This is a genomic window from Streptomyces sp. NPDC028331 (genome assembly GCF_055565775.1).
In genome coordinates this window covers 80245-97369 of the sequence record NZ_JBVHTR010000020.1, presented here as the reverse complement: position 1 = coordinate 97369, position 17125 = coordinate 80245, and the positions used below count along the sequence as shown (strand labels likewise).

12 protein-coding genes and 1 tRNA gene are annotated in these 17125 nt (G+C 71.6%); 5 read left to right on the top strand and 8 right to left on the bottom strand.

Annotation, left to right across the window (positions count from 1 at the left end):
• Window positions 1–12: 12 nt before the first annotated feature.
• The 3 genes from ACZ4SW_RS26735 to ACZ4SW_RS26725 form a co-directional block, all read right to left on the bottom strand.
• Window positions 13–927 (bottom strand): nuclease-related domain-containing protein, encoded by a 915-nt coding sequence (locus tag ACZ4SW_RS26735; protein ID WP_468250689.1) that lies wholly within the window; start codon window positions 925–927, stop codon window positions 13–15.
• A 2034-nt stretch (window positions 928–2961) separates the two neighbouring features.
• Entirely contained in the window at window positions 2962–3534 is a 573-nt protein-coding gene (locus ACZ4SW_RS26730) for a GNAT family N-acetyltransferase (protein WP_468250687.1), read from the bottom strand.
• 242 nt (window positions 3535–3776) lie between these two features.
• Window positions 3777–7784: an nSTAND1 domain-containing NTPase gene (locus ACZ4SW_RS26725; RefSeq protein ID WP_468250685.1), complete on the bottom strand. Its 4008-nt coding sequence runs from the start codon at window positions 7782–7784 to the stop codon at window positions 3777–3779.
• A gap of 567 nt (window positions 7785–8351) precedes the next feature.
• Between ACZ4SW_RS26725 and ACZ4SW_RS26720 the strand changes: the two genes are divergently transcribed.
• Window positions 8352–8762, top strand: a complete 411-nt coding sequence (locus tag ACZ4SW_RS26720) for a hypothetical protein (RefSeq protein WP_468250683.1) — start codon at window positions 8352–8354, stop codon at window positions 8760–8762.
• Between the two features lie 55 nt (window positions 8763–8817).
• Here the strand turns inward: ACZ4SW_RS26720 and ACZ4SW_RS26715 are convergent, their stop codons facing one another.
• Window positions 8818–9585: a glycosyltransferase family 2 protein gene (locus ACZ4SW_RS26715; RefSeq protein ID WP_468250681.1), complete on the bottom strand. Its 768-nt coding sequence runs from the start codon at window positions 9583–9585 to the stop codon at window positions 8818–8820.
• Between the two features lie 256 nt (window positions 9586–9841).
• Window positions 9842–10216: a DUF6344 domain-containing protein gene (locus tag ACZ4SW_RS26710; RefSeq protein WP_468250679.1), complete on the bottom strand. Its 375-nt coding sequence runs from the start codon at window positions 10214–10216 to the stop codon at window positions 9842–9844.
• A 357-nt stretch (window positions 10217–10573) separates the two neighbouring features.
• Here ACZ4SW_RS26710 and ACZ4SW_RS26705 point away from each other — a divergent pair, with 357 nt between their 5' ends.
• Both ACZ4SW_RS26705 and ACZ4SW_RS26700 read left to right on the top strand, forming a co-directional pair.
• Entirely contained in the window at window positions 10574–10702 is a 129-nt protein-coding gene (locus ACZ4SW_RS26705; protein WP_003999697.1) for a DLW-39 family protein, read from the top strand.
• A 239-nt stretch (window positions 10703–10941) separates the two neighbouring features.
• Window positions 10942–12351 carry a hypothetical protein gene (locus tag ACZ4SW_RS26700; RefSeq protein WP_468250677.1) on the top strand — a complete coding sequence of 470 codons (1410 nt, stop codon included), beginning with the start codon at window positions 10942–10944 and terminating at the stop codon, window positions 12349–12351.
• Between the two features lie 7 nt (window positions 12352–12358).
• Here the strand turns inward: ACZ4SW_RS26700 and ACZ4SW_RS26695 are convergent, their stop codons facing one another.
• Together ACZ4SW_RS26695 and ACZ4SW_RS26690 are read right to left on the bottom strand one after the other, a co-directional pair.
• The gene (locus ACZ4SW_RS26695) at window positions 12359–14071 is read right to left on the bottom strand and encodes a serine/threonine-protein kinase (protein ID WP_468250675.1); all 1713 of its coding nucleotides are present in this window, start codon (window positions 14069–14071) and stop codon (window positions 12359–12361) included.
• A gap of 87 nt (window positions 14072–14158) precedes the next feature.
• Window positions 14159–14707: a DNA-binding protein gene (locus ACZ4SW_RS26690; protein WP_468250673.1), complete on the bottom strand. Its 549-nt coding sequence runs from the start codon at window positions 14705–14707 to the stop codon at window positions 14159–14161.
• 180 nt (window positions 14708–14887) lie between these two features.
• Between ACZ4SW_RS26690 and ACZ4SW_RS26685 the strand changes: the two genes are divergently transcribed.
• A tRNA-Ala gene (locus ACZ4SW_RS26685) sits at window positions 14888–14960 on the top strand.
• Between the two features lie 408 nt (window positions 14961–15368).
• On the opposite strand, the gene ACZ4SW_RS26680 is transcribed toward ACZ4SW_RS26685, so the two are convergent.
• Window positions 15369–16070 (bottom strand): DUF5324 family protein, encoded by a 702-nt coding sequence (locus tag ACZ4SW_RS26680; protein WP_468250671.1) that lies wholly within the window; start codon window positions 16068–16070, stop codon window positions 15369–15371.
• A 450-nt stretch (window positions 16071–16520) separates the two neighbouring features.
• On the opposite strand from ACZ4SW_RS26680, the gene ACZ4SW_RS26675 reads away from it, so the two are divergent.
• Window positions 16521–17054, top strand: a complete 534-nt coding sequence (locus ACZ4SW_RS26675) for a peptidylprolyl isomerase (RefSeq protein ID WP_468250669.1) — start codon at window positions 16521–16523, stop codon at window positions 17052–17054.
• Window positions 17055–17125: the final 71 nt, after the last annotated feature.

The following is a 17125-nucleotide window of genomic DNA, read 5'->3' as shown; positions in this document are numbered from 1 at the left end:
CGGACGAGCAAGTCAAGCTTTGAGCCAGACACGGCGGTGACGGGCCACGGCGTACACACGCTCCACCTGTTCGGGGGTGAGCTTGCCGGTGATCGGCCCGAGGGCCGCCACTTCTCGATCCCGGTAGACCCGCACGGCGTACTGCGTAGCGGCGCGATCCAGGAATGCGACACCGACGAAGACCAGAACGGGTTCGACAGGAACGGCGAAGTTGCAGTGCCGCCCGAGTACGTATCGCACGTAGTCGGCCTCGGCCTTGCTTGCAGCGGCGTAGGGCTGCGGCTGTCCGCCGTTGACTTTGGCCATGGTGTCGCCAACCCAGACTGAGGCGCCTCGGTGAGTCTTGGTATTGATGGCGAACACGCCTCCGGGACCAATCAGTAAGTGATCGATGTCGCCACCATTGCTCTTTTCGATGCCGTGAAGGACTCGCCATCCGAAGGCGGTCAGGCGTTCCAGCTCTCGACCGACCTGGCGTTCTCCCTCAAGGCCGGTGTACCAGTTATCCCATTCCGAGGACTGTCGCAGCAGCTTCGCCCGTAGCCGCTGAGCAGTTGATGGACCCCGCTCAGCAATCGTTCCCAGGAGACGTGCGCCGGGACGGTTCCTCGCCAGATCGTCACCGGGAGAGAGGGATGGGAGGGGTGTCGGCCGTTCCGCACGGCGCCGCGTGGGCGGTTGGCCGGGCTGTTGAGTGGGTCGCTGAGGGTTCGATGTGCCAGTACGAGCAGGCGACGAGCCAACGATGATCCCGTCACCAAGGTGTCGTCGCAGCAGAGCTAACGCCTCATCCCGATACTTCTGAATCTTGATCGTCACGACCTTCGTCGCTCGATCCGCCCATGCGACCGCTGTACCGTCAGGCAGATTGACGTAAAGCCGATCCTTGCCGTGCCGCTTCCACGGATTCACCGTCAGATCGCTCACCAGCCGCCCCCCACACTGCGTGCTGTCCCCATCCATATGCCAGCAGCCGACGGCTAGGCCCACAAGACCGCAGGGGCAGAAGCGAGTTGTTACAGGTTTCTCTACCTCATCAAGGCACCCGGCTGCGCTCCGCTCCGCCGGGCGCGCTTCCCGGCTCCGCTCCGCGCTGCGCTCCTGCCTCCGGCCCGCTCCGCGCGCGCTGCGCCGACGCGCGCCCACATGTGGATAGGACCGGAGGCCATGAGTCGATCACCGCATAGAGCGGCCCGCGGTCAAGGCAATGCCTCCGGCGGGGGATCGGCCGGCACCGGGATGGAGGGGGCGCCGTCGCCGACTGCGGCTCCGTAGGGACGTGCGCGGGGAGCTCCCATCCCGTCCACCGCCGACCCAGGCAGAGCCGAGCAGACGTGGCCCATGGCGTCCAGGTCGTTCGTACAGTGGCGCGCTCCACCTGGACGCCATGGACCACGCCCGCTCCACGGTGTGTGGGTCGACGGCGGACGGGATGGGAGCTGGGGGGAGTGGTGGGCTGGTGAGCTCACCGAGGCGCTCGTAGACAGTCGCAGGGCTGGCAGCTCGACCACCTTGGATTCGAAGGAAGTGCGCCCTGGATCCGCGTCGAGATTTTTAAATCTAGGGTGGGAGTGTAGATATACCTTCGAAGTTGCGGGCGGAGGTCACCATGGGGCAGACTCTGCGCATGCGCAACTGCGGCCCGCGACGGGCAAGTTGCCGCAAACCCCGGCTGACCTGCATCTATTGCGAACTATGAACGATGGCGGGGCAGTTGAGGAGGCGGGCTGCTACAGTAGCGCTTCTACAACTGAACATCGGCACGCCAAAGGGACGCTTGCGCACTTCTCACGGATAGCAAGCGCCCGTTGGCTACACAACGATGGTCACCTCAATGGAAGTGAGGTTCTGTTGCCCCAGAAGGACAGGCCCACCGTAGCGTCGAACGCATTGCAGTGCAATGCGTTCGACGTGAACGGAGGCTACAGCGGCCACATGCACGCGTGCAAGTGCACTGTTCAGGTCCGTGCATCCCGAGTCACGGCCGCTACAGAAGTCATACAACTGATCGCGGCAGTCGTGAGCGTGATCACCGCAGTCCTGGGCGTGATCAAAGTGATCGAGCCCTGGATCACCCATCTGATGTAGGCGTGCCTCTCGCGGCCCGAAGGAGCGCGCAGCAGCAGGGAGCCAGAGCCATAGTGGCGCTGGCTCCCTGGTCGGCAAGTTGCCAGGTCGTCGCGTACGCGATCTTCCAACCTGGCGCCCAGGACCCCAACGCCGCCGTTTGACGAGGCATTCAGACTCCGCCGACGGCGTGGCTGAGCTAAGGTCACCTGGGAGCTGCGCTCAGCCCGGCACTGTTGCCGTGGCTCGCGCTGTCCCTCTCCGCAGCCGTCATCTGCAAGGTTCTGGCATCGAAGTTGAGCGACGAAGACCAGGACACGGAGACGAACGACGAGGAGAACCGTATGGCTGATGAACCGAAGTTGAGCAGGATGAAGCAGTGGGCTAGTGCCCTTTGTGACGTACTGGGAGACCTTGCAGTCGGCTTCGCGGGTGGGGCAGTGTCGAGCTGAGCGCAGCTCCCTCGGCGAACGGCACTCAAGCTTGTCAAGGCTGCCCCTGAATATCTGACACCAACTCCTGACACCAACAGGCGCGAACACTAGCGGTCAGCGGCAATCTTCAGCGCTCGCCCTCCCTGGACCCGTGGCCGGTTGGTCCCCGTCGGGGCGTACCGTGATTGACCTGATAAGGATGAGGCCACAGGTTCAAATCCTGTTAGCCCCACCAGCCAGAAGACCCCCGGTCCACTAGGGCCGGGGGTCTTCTGCATTTACGGCTGACACCAGCCGATGAGCGGATCTTCCAGCGGCTCGGCGACCCCGACTAGTGACCCTTCGCAGCCGGCCCGCTTCACGAGCCGATCGAAGGCCCGCGAGAAACCCACCGGGTCGATCATGCCGCCGTGCTCCGAGGAGACGGACGGGAGGGGAGCCGACGGTAGCGGTGGGTTGCTCAGGTGCCGGGCGTCGCTGCCGGTCGGATGGACGCACCCACGACACCGTAGGCACGATCACCGAGGGTGAACTCTCCCAGGGGGGTCATGCCGAAGCCGTCCACGTGGACTCTCCACGACGCCTGATTGGCCAGTTCGATGAAGGCGACCATCACCTCGGCTCGTCCCGAGGCTGCCCGAAGTGCCGCAGTGAACAGTCCCCGGGCCACTCCCTTCCCGCGGTAGGCGGCGGCGACCACCACGGGCCCGTAGAACAGGAAGGGTGTGGAGCGGAGCGGGCGTCCTTGCCACTCCAGCGAATCCTGCGCATCCAGCACTGCCTGGACGGGCGGGGGCGGACCGGGCATGTTCTCCGGGGAGGCCAGCCCGAGCAGGCCGGCCAGGCGCCCGTCGTCGTCCGCGACGAGCAGGCTCCCGTCCTCGGCCATCGAGCGCAGTGTGTCGGCATCGAAGGCCCCTTGCACGAAGCCCTGCTTCGCACGCTCCTGCTCCGTGAGCGCGTCATGGTGATTGGCCGCGAAAAGTTCAGCCATGGCCGGGGCATCGGCCGCAACGGCATATCGATAGTCCATGGCATTCATCCTGCCCGGGTGCCGCGGCCACTTCATGCCCCAGCGGCCGCCGGCCGCCACCGCTGCGCTGTCTCTCGCGAAAGGGCGGCGCCCTCGGCCCGGCGGGCCGATGTCAGGGCATGGAAAGGCCCGACCGCCGGCGACGGGGGATGCACCGGCGATCGGGCTATGGCCAAGGGTAACAAGGTGACCTGTGTCGCGGGGGAGGTCTGCCGGACGGTGGTGAGCGGTTGTGATCCGGATCACTGCCGGGTGCACGGAGGGTCGTACGAGAGCCGCGGCAGGTACTCGTGCCAGGTCCCCGGCGTCAGAACGCCCCGGGTGGTCGAGCAGATCCGGCGGATCGCCTCGCTGACGTCCAGATTCCACAGCCGGATGGTGTCGGCGCCGCTGGACACCCCGAGCAGGTGGCTCCGGGGGCTGAACGACAGGAAGCTGCCCGTCTTGGCGTGGGGACTCATCGACTCCCCGATGGGAGCCGCCTGGGACGGGACGGTGACGTTCCACAGGCGGACGGTGTTGTCGTCGCCGCCGCTCGCCAGGCCGTGGCCGTCCCGGCTGAACGTCAGCGACACCACCGCTTCCGAGTGGCCCGTGAGCGAGGAGCCGAGGGGCTTCGCCCTGAGGGGGTCGGTGATGTCCCACAGCCGGACCGTGTCGTCGTCGCTGCCGCTGGCCAGCGTGTGGCCGTCCGGGCCGTAGGCGAGCACGTTGACGGGCCCGGTGTGGCCCGTGAGCGGCCTGCCGAGCAGCGTCGTGCGGGACGGGTCGGTCACGTTCCACAGGCGGACGGTGCCGTCCGCGCTGCCGCTGGCCAGGGTGCGGCCGTCCGGGGTGAAGGCGAGAGCGTCGATGAAACCCCTGTGGCCGGTGAGCGGCCTGCCGAACGGGACGACGCGGGACGGGTCGGCGACGTTCCAGAGCTGGATCGTGCGGTCGTCGTAGGCGGTCGCCAGGGTGCGCCCGTCCGGGCTGTAGGCGAGGGCGTCCGGGCCCATGAACCGGGTCCGCAGGGCGACGGGCGGCCCGGAGGAGACCGGGTGGGCAGGGTCGGCGACGTTCCACAGGTAGACCCTCCGGCTGCCCGTCAGCACCGCGAGGGTGCGGCCGTCCGGGGAGAACACCAGCGAATGGTCGTCGCCGTCGGCGGGCATGAACGGCTTGCTCAGCGAGACGGGCCGGGCCGGATCGGCGACGTTCCACAGCCGGATCCGCCCGTCGCGCCCGGCCGTGGCGAGCACCCGGCCGTCCGGGCGGAACGTTCCGCTGCGGCCGATCATGTCCGAGGTCGGCACCGACCACAGACGGACCTTGCTGTCGCCGCTCCCGGTGGCGAGGGTGCGGCCGTCGGGGCTGAAGCCCAGGGCGTACATCTCGCCGCTGCTGCCCGCGAGGGGCTGGCCGACCTGCGACGGGTACGCCGGGTCGCCGACGTTCCACAGGCTCGCCGTGCTGTCCGCGCTGGCAGCGGCGAGTTTGCCGCCGTCGGGGCTGAAGGCCACCGACCAGACCGGGCCGGTGTGGCCGGTCAGCGGTGAGCCGAGAGACTGCGCGTGCCCGGGGTCGGTCACGTTCCACAGCCGTACGGTGTCGTCCGCGCTGCCGCTGGCCAGCGTGTCGCCGTCGGGGCTGAAGGCCACGGAGTGCACCGTGCCCGTGTGCCCGGTGAGCGTCGGACCGGTCCGCTCGGGGTGGCCCGGGTCGGCGATGTCCCACAGCATGACCGTGTTGTCGTCCCCGCCGGCGGCCAGGGTCCGGCCGTCCGGGCTGAACGCGACGGAGCGCACGGCGGCGGTGTGACCGGTCAGGGTGCCGAGGGACCTGGGCCGGCCGGGGGTGCTCGTGTTCCACAGGCGGACGGTGTGGTCCTCGTTGGCGGTGGCCAGCGTGCGGCCGTCCGGGCTGAAGGCGACCAGGTAGATCGTGCCGTCGTGGCCCGTCAGCGGCGCGCCCAGCGGCTTCGGCCTGCTGGGGTCGCGTACGTCCCACAACCGGACCGTCCCGTCGTCCGAGGCACTGGCGAGGGTGCGGCCGTCCGGGCTGAAGACCGCACTGCTCACCCAGCTCGTGTGACCGGTGAGGGGCTTGCCCAGGGCTTTCGGGCGGTTCGGATCGCCGACGTCCCACAGCCTCACGGTCCGGTCGTAGCTGGCGGTGGCCAGGATCCGGCCGTTCGGGCTGAACGTGGTGAGGTAGACGGCGCCGGTGTGGCCGAGCAGCGGCGTGGCCAGCGGCGAGTTCACGATGGAGATCAGCCGGCTGTTGGTGGCCTCGTCGCCCGGCCGCAGACGGTGGGCCACCAGGTCGAGCTGGGCGGACAACGACGGATCGGTGTACTGCACACGATCTGCTTCGGCGACCACCTGCTCGAACACCGCGTCGTCCCGCTGCTGCCAGGCGATCACCGACGAACCGATCGCCAGCAACGCCAGCACCACCACAGCCGCCACCGCGCCGCGCCGGAGCCGGACGCTGCGCCTGCGCAGCCTGACCGAGGCGGCCAGGAACTCCACCGCGCTGCGGGTCAGAAAGGTGTCACCGGAGGACTTCGCCCAGGTGTGGGCCTGCTCCAGCCGGGAGCCCCGGTACAGCAGTGACGGATCGCGGTGCGAGGCCTCCCAGGCCCTGCCGTCCTCCTCCAGCCGCTGCCGCAGCAGGTTGCCGTTCCGGTCCTCGTCGATCCAGTCGCGCAGGCGCGGCCAGGCGTGGAGCAGCGCCTCATGAGTGATCTCCACGGTGTCCGCGTCGAGCGTCACCAGGCGGGCGCGGACCAGCGCTTCGAGCGATTCCTCCGTCTTCCCGGGATCCGCCGACTCCTGGGCCAGTTGGCGCCGCGTCCCCCGCCTGCGGGTGGCCTGGGTGTCCTCGCCCAGCCTGACCAGCCTGAGCAGGAGCAGCCGCGCCGCCGTACGGGCCGCCGGATCGAGGCCGGACCAGGCCCGCTCGGCGGTCGCCGCCACGGCTCCCTGGATCCCGCCCGCCGCGCGATAGCCGGCCAGCGTCAGCCTCCCCGCCTTCCGCCGCTGCCAGGTGGCCAGCAGGGCGTGGGAGAGCAGCGGCAGCACGCCCGCGTCGTGCGCCCCGCGAGGCCCGTCGGCGCTCACCTCCCGGACGATCAGCTCCGCCAGCCCCGGTTCGAGTTCCAGCCCCACGGCCTTGGCCGGGCCGGACACCGCCTCGCGCAGCTCCGCGGTGGTCAGCGGCCCGAGCACCATGTGCCGGTGCTGCAGCGCGTCGGACAGTTCGGGATACCCGAGGCACTGCTCGTAGAAGTCGGCGCGTATGCCGAGGACCACGAGGACGGGTGCCGGCTCTTCGGGGGCGTCGGGCGAGCACGCGGCGTGCAGCAGCCGGACGAACGTGCGCCGGTCCGCCTCGTCGGAGCAGAGGGTGAACGCCTCCTCGAACTGGTCCACGATGACCACCGGGCGGGCGGCGCAGGACGTCTCGCGCCGCGCCCAGCCCGTGACGGCCTCCCGCACCGCGTCCGCGAAGCGCGTCGTGCCGGGCGCGTCCGTCTCCCTCTCCCGGGCGGCGGCCAGGACGGGGGCGAGCTCGGGTATCCGGCGGGTCAGCTCGGCGAGGGGATCGCCGCCCGGCACGAGCTGCAGCACGTCCCTTGCCCGACCGCCGCGCAGGGCGGGCACCAGTCCGGCGTTCAGCAGGGAGGACTTCCCCGCTCCGGAGGCGCCGACGAGCATGACCAGGCCGCCGGTGCTCTCGGCCGCTTCGAGCTGTGCGAGAAGGGCGGCCGTGCACCGCTCCCGGCCGAAGAACCACCGGGCGTCCTCCTGGCGGTAGGCGGACAGCCCCCGGTACGGGCACACGCCACCGGGGACGGGCGGGGCGCCGGCGGCCGGCCGCTCGTCCGCGTCCGTCTCCTCCGCGGGTGCCGGGGGGCGGTCGCCGGCCGGGTCGGCGACCGCGCGCTCCCACAGGCGCTGCCACTGGGCCAGGTCGTACAGGCCCGTGGACACGGGCGCGGGGCGCGAGCGCCGTGCCTCAGGGATCAGGACGTGCAACACCGCCGCCAGGGCGGCGAACTGGGCGGGCACGTTCCTGGCCCGCCGCCAGTCGCTGATGCGCTGTGCGGACACCCGCACGGGCCGCCCTCGTTCGTCGACCCGCTGCAGCCGTACGACCGCCTCGGCCACGCGTTTGAGGGGAGGGTTGCCGGCCTCCCTGTACAGCAGCGCGAGACGTTCCGCGAAGGCCGTGCGTGCCCCTGAGTCGGAACTCAAGGCCCCCACCCCTTACTTCCCCCGCACCTGGACGTCCGGACCGGAAAACTCACTCTATATGGCTGACCTGCGGCTAAGTCGTCCGGTCGGTACCGGAATCTCCTCGGTGCGGCCCTGAGCTGGCAGGATCGCGGCGCGGGCGCGGATCGACCGCGCGGCGCCCGGACCGGCACCCGGACCGGCGTCCGCGCAGGCGCTTCATGACGCCGCAGGTCCTCGACGCGCCCGGACTTCCCTCGACCGCGCCGTACGGCTCGGGTCGACGCCACCACCGGGTTCGGCACCGGTCTCCACGTGGGGAGGGACCGGTGCCGAACCCGGTGGGGCGCGCGGAACGCGGCGTGCGGACATCCCGGCGTGGAACCGGATGGCCGCACCCGTCTTCGGGGACTGGACGGAACTGCACGGACGCCCGCTCCCCCCGGAGTCCGGAACCGCCCTCGGTGCGGCACATCCCTGGATAGCTGACGATCCGTCAGTTATGGTCGGCCTGCCGTGCCGTCTTCCGAAAGGGTGGGTGCCGTGCAGACACGTCCTCGGACTCCTCAGCCGCCGGGTACCCCACGGTGGGTCGCGATGGTCCACCAACCGTCCACGGCCTCCTGGCGGGTGGCGGCCGAGTCGCCCCAACGCTCTCCCGTGCTGTACGCGGTCGGTGAGATGACCCGGGCCGTGCGGGCGCGCGGAGACGACGTGACGATGGTGCTGTGGGGCCCGAAGGACGGCGCCTGGCATCTGTTCGGCACGCCGGAGAACAAGGCCGCCACGGCATCGCCGCAGGGGCCTGTGGAGAGCCCCGAGGAGCCGAGCAAGCTCACCGAACGCATGGCCGGGCGCCGCCACCAGGTGCTCATGGCCGGTCTGAGCAAGGCGGGCCTGTACGACCTCGCACCGGAGGACACCGCGGCTGTCCAGGCACTGGTCGAGCGGCTCGAGGAGCCCACGGTCCGCCGCGTGGCCCACTGGCTCGCCGCCGCCGGTGGTTAGGGGCGCGCCCCCCTGGAAGACATGACGCGGTGCGCTACCCGGTCGGGGCCAGGGGTCAGGCGGTGCTCGTGCCGCTCGGGTAGCGCCAGCCGCACGACGCCAGCGCCCTGGCCCTCGCCTCCACGACCGCCATGCGCCGCTCCCGCTCCGCGGGATCGACATGCGCGGACTGCCCCGTGGCCTGCCCCTCCCACTTCCGGTACAGCAGGCCCACCTCCTGCGTGAACCAGCCCCGGCTCACGGCGTTCAGCGCGAGCAGCAGGCCCGTGTCCTCCGACGCCGGCAGTGCCATCCAGCCTCCCAGCGCCATCAGGAGGTCGCGCCGCACGCACAGCGTCGCGGGGTGGACCTGGGCGCGGAAGCCGTTCGCCTTCCAGAAGTCGAGGACCGCGCCGCGTTCGACCGGCCCGTCCGCCGGATCGCCGGGGAAGCCGGCCGTCGATCCGTCGGGAAGGAGGTCCAGCGCGCGGGACGTGGTCCAGCCGAGGGCGGGATCCGCCTCAAGGACGGCCAGGTCGCGGGCCAGGGTGCCCGGCGGGAGCTGGTCGTCGGCGTCCAGCACCTTCACGTACGGCCCGTCGGTGTGCGCCAGGGCGATCGTGCGGGCCACGCCGGGCCCGCCGGACCGGCCCTGACGGAAGGTCACCCGCTCGTCGTCCGGCACATACGGGCGGACGGCGTCCGTCTCCCCGTCCTCCTGGATCACCCAGTGCCACTCCCAGCCCTCCGGAAGCCACTGTTCGCACAGGGACTTGTACGCCTCCGGCAGGAACCGGGCCGACGGGGCGTGGACCGCGGTGACGACGATGACGCGCCGGCTCACGGCAGCGCTCACCACCTTTCCAGGGGGAGTGACGAAGACCGGCTCCGCGCGGTCGCCGGGCCGTCCCGCCGGTCCGCCGGGGCCGTCGGCCCAGCCTAGTGCCGCGGAGGCCCCGGGGACTCGGGGGAAGGGCGCCGGCCCCGGAGGCGACCGCACGGCGGACGGCCCGGCACCTGGGAGCAGGTGCCGGGCCGTCCGCCGTCGGCTCGTACGCAAAGTCGCCGGTGATGTGTCCCGAGTGTGTCCGGAGGGTCCGTCAGCTGCGCAGCCGCACGGTGGGCTCGTGGAAGGGTCCCGAGGCCTCGTGGGAGCGGAGCGCGTGGCGGGCGAGGGGCGGGGTGCCGGCGGTGCCCGCGGACGGTCGGTGACGGCAGGACGGGGCGGAGCCGTGGGCCTCGGCCCTGATGCGTTGCTTCATGGTGGGGGGCAGGGACTGATGGCCGGCCCAGTGCCCGTGTGCCGGTCCCGGCAGCGTCACGTGCGCGCCGGAGTTGCGCGCGGGCTGCGGCTGCGGTACGGACACGGCGGGGGCCGCGGTGGCGGTCGTGGTGGCGAATCCGAGCGCGGCGCACAGTGCCAGGAAGGCCGTGACGACGGCGGTCCACAGCTTCATGACCTTGTTCCGGGCCATGACCCCTCACTTTCGGGTTGGGCGATTTGCGTACTTTCCTCATGATGTGTATGGGGGCTGCGAAGTGGTGGACCGACGCCCGTGCCGCATCGATCTTCGGATGAACACCACCCGGATGGGCGCACGGGGCCGCACGGGACCGCACGGGGCCGAGAAGGCCGGAAAGCGACGGCGGAGGGCGGTGAACGTCACACACGGTGAGGTCCGATCACCCGCAGATCGGAGTGGCGGGGGCCGGTCGTACTGCGGTGTGCCGGGCCCGAGTTGAGCGTCGGCTCAGGTCACCGATCGATATCGATCGGTGTGTATAGTCGGGCGCCAGAGGTCCCCTACGTCAAGGAAAGACGAGGTCGCGCGGTGAAGAAGCTTCTCCTGGTCGCACTGGCCGCCATCGGCGGGCTCCTCGTGTACCGCCAGATCCAGGCGGATCGCGCCGAGCAGGATCTGTGGACGGAGGCGACTGACTCCGTGCCCACGGGTTCGTGAGTTCCGACAGACACACAGTTCAGAGCAGACCCCGACCGCCGGCGCGGTCGGGGTTTCGTGTTCTCCGGGACAGCGGGGCCCCCCGGCGGATTGCCGTCCGCCGAGGAAGCGGGTGCCGTGGCGAACGAACCGGGGGCAGGAGTTTCAGCCGCTCCCGCGTGATCCGCGAGTGCTTCTGTGGCCTGCGGGGCAGGATGGGCGACGGTCCGGGGCGGCATACGGCCAGAGGGGGACGCGGGATGCGGTGGCGCACGGAAGCGCGGTCCGGAGCGCGCAGGCGCGGGCTCACGCGGGCGCACTCGGTGGTGACGCTGTGCACGGTGGCGGCGCTCGGTGTCATCCCGGCCCTCCCGGCGCGAGCCGCGCCCGCCAACCCGGCCGCCGACGGCACACCCCCTCCGTACGCCTTCGCGCCCGACGCGAGAACGGTCCGGGGCGCCACCGGCACCACCGACGCCGCACGCCTCGATCCCGGACACACCTACCGGGCCGCCCTGCCCGCAGCCGGCCGGCTCTACTACCGTCTGGACCTCGACGCCTCCACCGACGCCTACGTCTCCGCGACCGCCGTCCCCCGGGCCGGGGCCCAGGTCTCCGCCTCCGACGGTCTCAGGGTCTCCGTCCAGGACGCCGACGGCACCACCTGCTCCTCCGGCACCACACACTTCGGCCCCACCCAGAGCCCGCACCCCATCGCGGCATGGGCCGCGCGCGAGACCGGGCCCGGTGGCTACGGCTGCAAGGACGCCGGGGTGTACTACGCGGTCGTCGAGCGGCGCGACCTGTCCGGCTCCGCCACCGGCGCCTGGGACCTGGAGCTGGACTACGTGTCCGAATCCTCCGTGCGGGGCGCGGACGCCACGGCCACCGCTCCACCCGGCGCCTGGAACTCCGCGACCCCCGACCCCCTGCTGGGCGACCCCACCCGGCGCGCGGGCGGAGCCGGCTTCGCCACGGCGAGCGCCCTCGCGCAGGGCGTCTGGCAGGACGCGATCAGACCGGGGCAGACCCTCTTCTACAAGGTGCCCGTCGACTGGGGCCAGCAGCTCTCCGCCACCGCCGAGTTGGGCAGCTCCCCCGGCGGCTCCTTCGGCGGCGGCTACGTCGGCACCGCCCTGGCGATGGCCCTGTACAACCCCGTCCGCGCCCACGTCGACGACGCCACCACCGGTTACGGCGGCACCCAGACCTCGGCGGCCCTCACCCCCCTGCCGCCCGTCGCCTACGCCAACCGCCATGCCGTCGGCGACCGCACGAGCGGGATGCGGTTCGCGGGCTGGTACTACCTCGTCGTGCACCTCGCGGCACCCGTGGCGCAACGGTTCGGGGACGGCCCGTTCGGGCTGACGCTGCGCGTCCGGGTGAGCGGGACGGCGACGCCCCCTCCGGCGTACGCGGGGTGGTCCGCGCCGCGCGACGTGTTCCGGGTGACGGCGGCCGACCGGCTGGACGCCGCCGCCGGAACAGGAGGGGGCGGAAGCGGCGGGGGAGAGGGAACGGCCGCGCCCGGAGGCGGCGGGTACGGGGAACCTCGCACGATGACACTGGTCGCGGTCGGCGGAATCGGCACGGGGACCGCGCTGGTCCTCGTGCTCGTGGGGTGGACGGTGGCCGCCCGGCGGCGGGCGCGGAGCCGATGGGCCGGTTGACCGCCGCTCAGATCCGCGTCAGCGCCCAGAATCCGACCGCGTAGCACAGGAGCGCGAGGAGCAGGACCGGCACGGCGACCTTCGCGGGCGGTCCGGGGCGCGGGGCGGCCGCTCGCCTGCTGTGCCGCGCGGCCCGCTGCGGCTGTGTGGGGGCGTGCGGGGACGGTACGGCATGAGCGGGCGGGGGCTGCCGGACGGCGACCGCCGGGGCCGCCGCGGGCGCCCTGGCCGAGGGCACATGCGACGGGTCGTGGCGCGGGGCAGGCGCCGGGGCCACGGCCCCCTCGGGCGGTGACGGCGGCCGGGCGGGCGGGCGTGGCACCGCGGGGACCGCCTCGCGCGGCAGTGGCGGCGGCAGATGGAAACTCCCGGTGTCCGACATGGTGGACGGCCGCGGAAGCGGCACGGGACCGGCCGTGGGCGTGGGCGTGGGCGTGGGCGTGGGCATGGGCATGGGCGTCGGCGTCGGACCGGCCGTCGCTGTGGAGTCGTACGTGGGCGTGGAGTCGTACGCCGGTGCCGGGCCGGCCGTCTGCGTGGGCGTCGGTGTGGGACCGGCCGTCGGTGTGGGACCGGCCGTCGGTGCCGGAGGGGGCGACGGCGTGGGATCCACCGTGGGTCTGGGCGGTACGACGAGGGGAGCGGCCGCAGGCCGTACGGCAGGGGGAGGCGGCGGTGCGGGCGTTCCGGTGCCCGCACCCGCGGGCCCGCCACCGGTCGAGCCCGCACCGGTCGTCGGGGGCGCCGTGCTCGGCCGCGGCGGTATCGAACCGTACGCCGGCCGTGACGCCGAGACCCCCCGCGCCGGCCCCCCGCCGACCGCTGCGCCCGCCCCCGCACGCTCCGGCCCCATGGCACCGAACCCCGCCGGAAGCGGCCCGAGTTGGTCGAAGATCTCCACCTGCTCCTCGTCGGGCCCCGGCTCCGGCAGCAGCTCCACGGCCGCGGCGAGCGCCTTGCGCGCCCCGGTCGCCGTACGGAACCGCGCGGCCGGATCCGGCTGCAGCAGGTTCGCGACGACCTCCCAGAGCGGCCCGGGTATGCCCTGTGGCGCCCCCGGCGTCCCGTTGGCCGCGAAGTACTCGACCAGCGCCCTCGCGTCGGGCTTGGCGCCCTGCAGCAGGTACAGCGCCACCAGGCCCACGGCGAACAGGTCGGCCGGGAAGTCCGGCTCCGCGCCGAGCAACTGCTCCGGGGCGAGATAACCGGGGGTGCCCACCACGTAGTCGGTCTCCGTCAGCCGCGGCTCGCCCAGCCGCATGGCGATGCCGAAGTCCGACAGCCGCAACCGGGGCCGGGCCGTACCGGTGGCCTCCAGAAGGATGTTGGCGGGCTTGATGTCCCGGTGCACGACCCCCTCCGCGTGCACGGCCGCGAGCCCGGACAGCAACTGGCCCAGAAGGGTGCAGACGAAGACCGGGGGCAGCGGGCCGTAGTCCCCGACGAGATGGACCAGCGAGCCACCGGCGACCAGGTCCATGGTGAACAGCACCTTGTCGTCGTCCGCGGCCCAGCTCGCGGGCGCCAGCACATGGGGATGGTCGATGCGCAGCGCCTGCTCGCGCACGAACCTCAGCAGGGAGTGGGCGTCGCTCTGCTGGAGCACCTTCGCGGCCACGTAACGGCGCCTGCGATGGTCCCAGGCGCGCCAGACCGCACCGACTCCCCCGCGCCCGATGGGATCGACCAGTTCGTACCGCCCGGCGAAGACCTCACCCATGGTCGTACGTCGCTCCCCCTTCCGGACGGAGACGAGGACCCCCGCGCACCCCCCGGCGCGAGAGTCCCCGGCGGCAAAGGCCTCGGCTCAGCTCTGGTGTGACTGGTAGTGGGCGACCGCGTCGGACGTGCGGCCGGCGCCGTACACCCGGAGGAACTCTGCCAGTTCGGGATGGCTCGGGGCGAGGGTGTCCGCAGCCTCGATGATGTCCCCCGCCGCCGCCACCGAGCGCAGCAGCGACTGGATCTCACGCACCACCCGCTTCACCGTGGGCGCACCCGAACTGTTCGTCGTCTGCGTGGTGTTGCTCAGCACCGAGCCCCCCTGGGACTTCTTGATCTCCTCCATGCGCTCGGTCGCCTCGGCCGCGCTGACACTGCCGTCCGACACCTGCGCCGCCAACTCCTGCAGCAGTTGCACCCGCTGGACCACCGCCGGGTTGCCGATCTTGGCCCGCTGACCGCTCATCAGCTGCGACAGCATCGGAGCGGACAGACCGAGTATCCCCGCCAGACGGGCCTGGTTGAGCCCGAGATCCTCGATGAGCCTACGGAAGAGCGCCCCCAACGGCTCCCCGTACCAGTTCCGCTGCAGCTCCCGCGCTCTTGCGGTGGCTTCCTGCTGTGCGGCGTCCATTGCGTCTCCCCATCGCTTCCCCAAAAACCGCGGTTCGCTGTAGCGAACCACGACGAGCATCTTACGGAGAGTGGTCGTCCACGGGGACCCCCCATCTTTTTGTGAGATACCGGCCCGGACCCGGTACGCTGGTCCGCAGCGCCCGCCGGTCCTCGTCCGACCGGCCGGACGTCTCTTCTCGGGGCCTTAGCTCAGTTGGTAGAGCGCTGTCTTTGCATGGCAGATGTCAGGGGTTCGACTCCCCTAGGCTCCACACTCGAAACCGGTCGGACGCCGCTTCGCGGCGGTCGGCCGGTTTTTGCGCGCCCCGTGACTCCGGTCACAGAGAGAATTTGCAGCCGTTGCGATCCGTAGCGCGAACAACCGGCGAAGGCCGGGTACCGCGAGATCCCCTCCGGGATCCGACGGCGTACGGCGGCGCACCGGGGCGGGCGAGGTGCCCCGGTGCGACCTGGTCCGCCCCGGCGTGCGTGAGCGAGAGCGTGCTCTGAGTGAACGAAGTCTCCACGGAACCCGCACACCGGAGACATTGCAAACGTCATCACGGCGGGGAGACGTGAACGCCCTCCCTGGTTCCACGTGAAAGCGCCGTGGGGCAGGGGAACCCTCACCTCCCCCTGCCCCACGGCGTGATGGCGGCCCTGACGCCGACCGGGCGGACTCAGTGGCGGTCGTCGCCGTCCGTGGAGTCCTCCTCGGCCTGCTTCGCCTCCACCTCCGGGTCCAGCACACTCGGACCGCTGCCGTCCACCGACGACAGCCGCTCGCTCTGCGGAACCTCGGTCGCGGCAGGCGGCTCGACCAGCCAGTCGGGGTTCGCCTGCTTGTCCCACCACTTCCAGGCGGCGAAGGCGCCGCCCGCCGCGAGGCCCAGCAGGGCCAGACCCTTCGCGACACGGCCGGCCCTCGCCCGCCGCCGCTGCCGGCGGACCAGCTTCTCGATCTGCCGCGGCGAGATCTGACCGCGCAGCGCGGCCAGCGCCGCCGCCCCGCGGGCCGCCGCCTCGTCCCGCACCGGGGCGGCCGCGGCGACCGCCTGCTCGATCTTCGGACGGGAGTAGTCGGCCGCCTGCCGGGCCGCCTGCCGGGCCGCCTTACGGGTGCGGACCGCCGCCTGGTCCACGGCCGGCGGCACATGGGCGCGGGCCTGTTCCAGACGCGGGGCCAGATGGGCGTCGTACTGGACGCGAGCCTGCTCGGCGGCCTGCGACACCTTGGGCGCGAGACGGACACGCGCCTCGTGTGCGTAGTGCGCTGCCTTGTCCTTGGCCGTGTCGGCGTAGGGCGCCACCACTTCCGCGGCATGCAGCACGCTGTCCTTCGCCGAACCGGTCGCGGCGCGCACGCTGTCGATGCGGGTCACGGGGTTCCTCCTCCTCGGTGGCGTACGGTAATTCGACTTTCCAGCCTTTTACGGATCATGCCTGTCGAACACCACCCGGGCATGCGACGAAGGGCATCCGGGTCATGCGGCCTCAAGCGGGCCATCGCGGTCCCCGCCCGGGCGGACGACGAGAGACGATCACGCACATCGGCCGATCACGTGCAAGAGCGGATGAATACGGAGTAACAGGAGCTTGTCCTCGACAATGCCACGGATCGACCCGCCGCGCCCTTGAGACGGCAGGACTCGACCGGTTTTCCACACGCCCGCGGCCGCCACCGGCCCGCATGCCGTCCGCCGCCGGGCCCCGCACCGGCCGCCATCACGGGAACCACCGACCGATGTTCGCCCGGACGTGGTCGCCGGACGACGCGGAGGGCGTAGCGTGCGAGGATCGGGGGGTCACAAAGGACAACCGGAAGGCAGATCGTGGCTGAGCAGCTCTACGCCACCCTGAAGACCAACCACGGCGACATCCATGTCCGGCTCTTCCCGGACCACGCCCCCAAAACGGTCAAGAACTTCGTCGAACTCGCCAAGGGCGAGCGTGAGTGGACCCACCCCGCCACCGGCGAGAAGTCCGCCAAGAAGCTCTACGACGGCACGGTCTTCCACCGGGTGATCAGCGGCTTCATGATCCAGGGCGGTGACCCGCTGGGCAACGGCACCGGCGGACCCGGCTACCAGTTCGAGGACGAGTTCCACCCGGACCTCCGCTTCGACAAGCCCTACCTGCTGGCCATGGCCAACGCCGGCCCGGGCACCAACGGCTCGCAGTTCTTCATCACGGTCTCCCCGACGGCCTGGCTGAACCGCAAGCACACGATCTTCGGCGAGGTCACCGACGCGGCCAGCCAGAAGGTCGTGGACTCCATCGCCACCACCCAGACGAACCCGCGCACCGACCGCCCGGTCAACGACGTCGTCATCGAGTCCGTCGTCGTCGAGACCCGCGAGGGCTGACCCCCACGGGGCACCCCGCACGAGGGAACAAAAGCGCCCCGCCCATCCGTACAAGGAGGGGCGGGGCACCC

Coding starts and splice junctions, on each gene's coding strand:
- ACZ4SW_RS26695 (WP_468250675.1), bottom strand. CDS start 14,071: ATGGGTGAGGTCTTCGCCGGGCGGTACGAACTGGTCGATCCCATCGGG.
- ACZ4SW_RS26690 (WP_468250673.1), bottom strand. CDS start 14,707: ATGGACGCCGCACAGCAGGAAGCCACCGCAAGAGCGCGGGAGCTGCAG.
- ACZ4SW_RS26710 (WP_468250679.1), bottom strand. CDS start 10,216: ATGGCCCGGAACAAGGTCATGAAGCTGTGGACCGCCGTCGTCACGGCC.
- ACZ4SW_RS26700 (WP_468250677.1), top strand. CDS start 10,942: ATGCGGTGGCGCACGGAAGCGCGGTCCGGAGCGCGCAGGCGCGGGCTC.
- ACZ4SW_RS26730 (WP_468250687.1), bottom strand. CDS start 3,534: ATGGACTATCGATATGCCGTTGCGGCCGATGCCCCGGCCATGGCTGAA.
- ACZ4SW_RS26720 (WP_468250683.1), top strand. CDS start 8,352: ATGGTCCACCAACCGTCCACGGCCTCCTGGCGGGTGGCGGCCGAGTCG.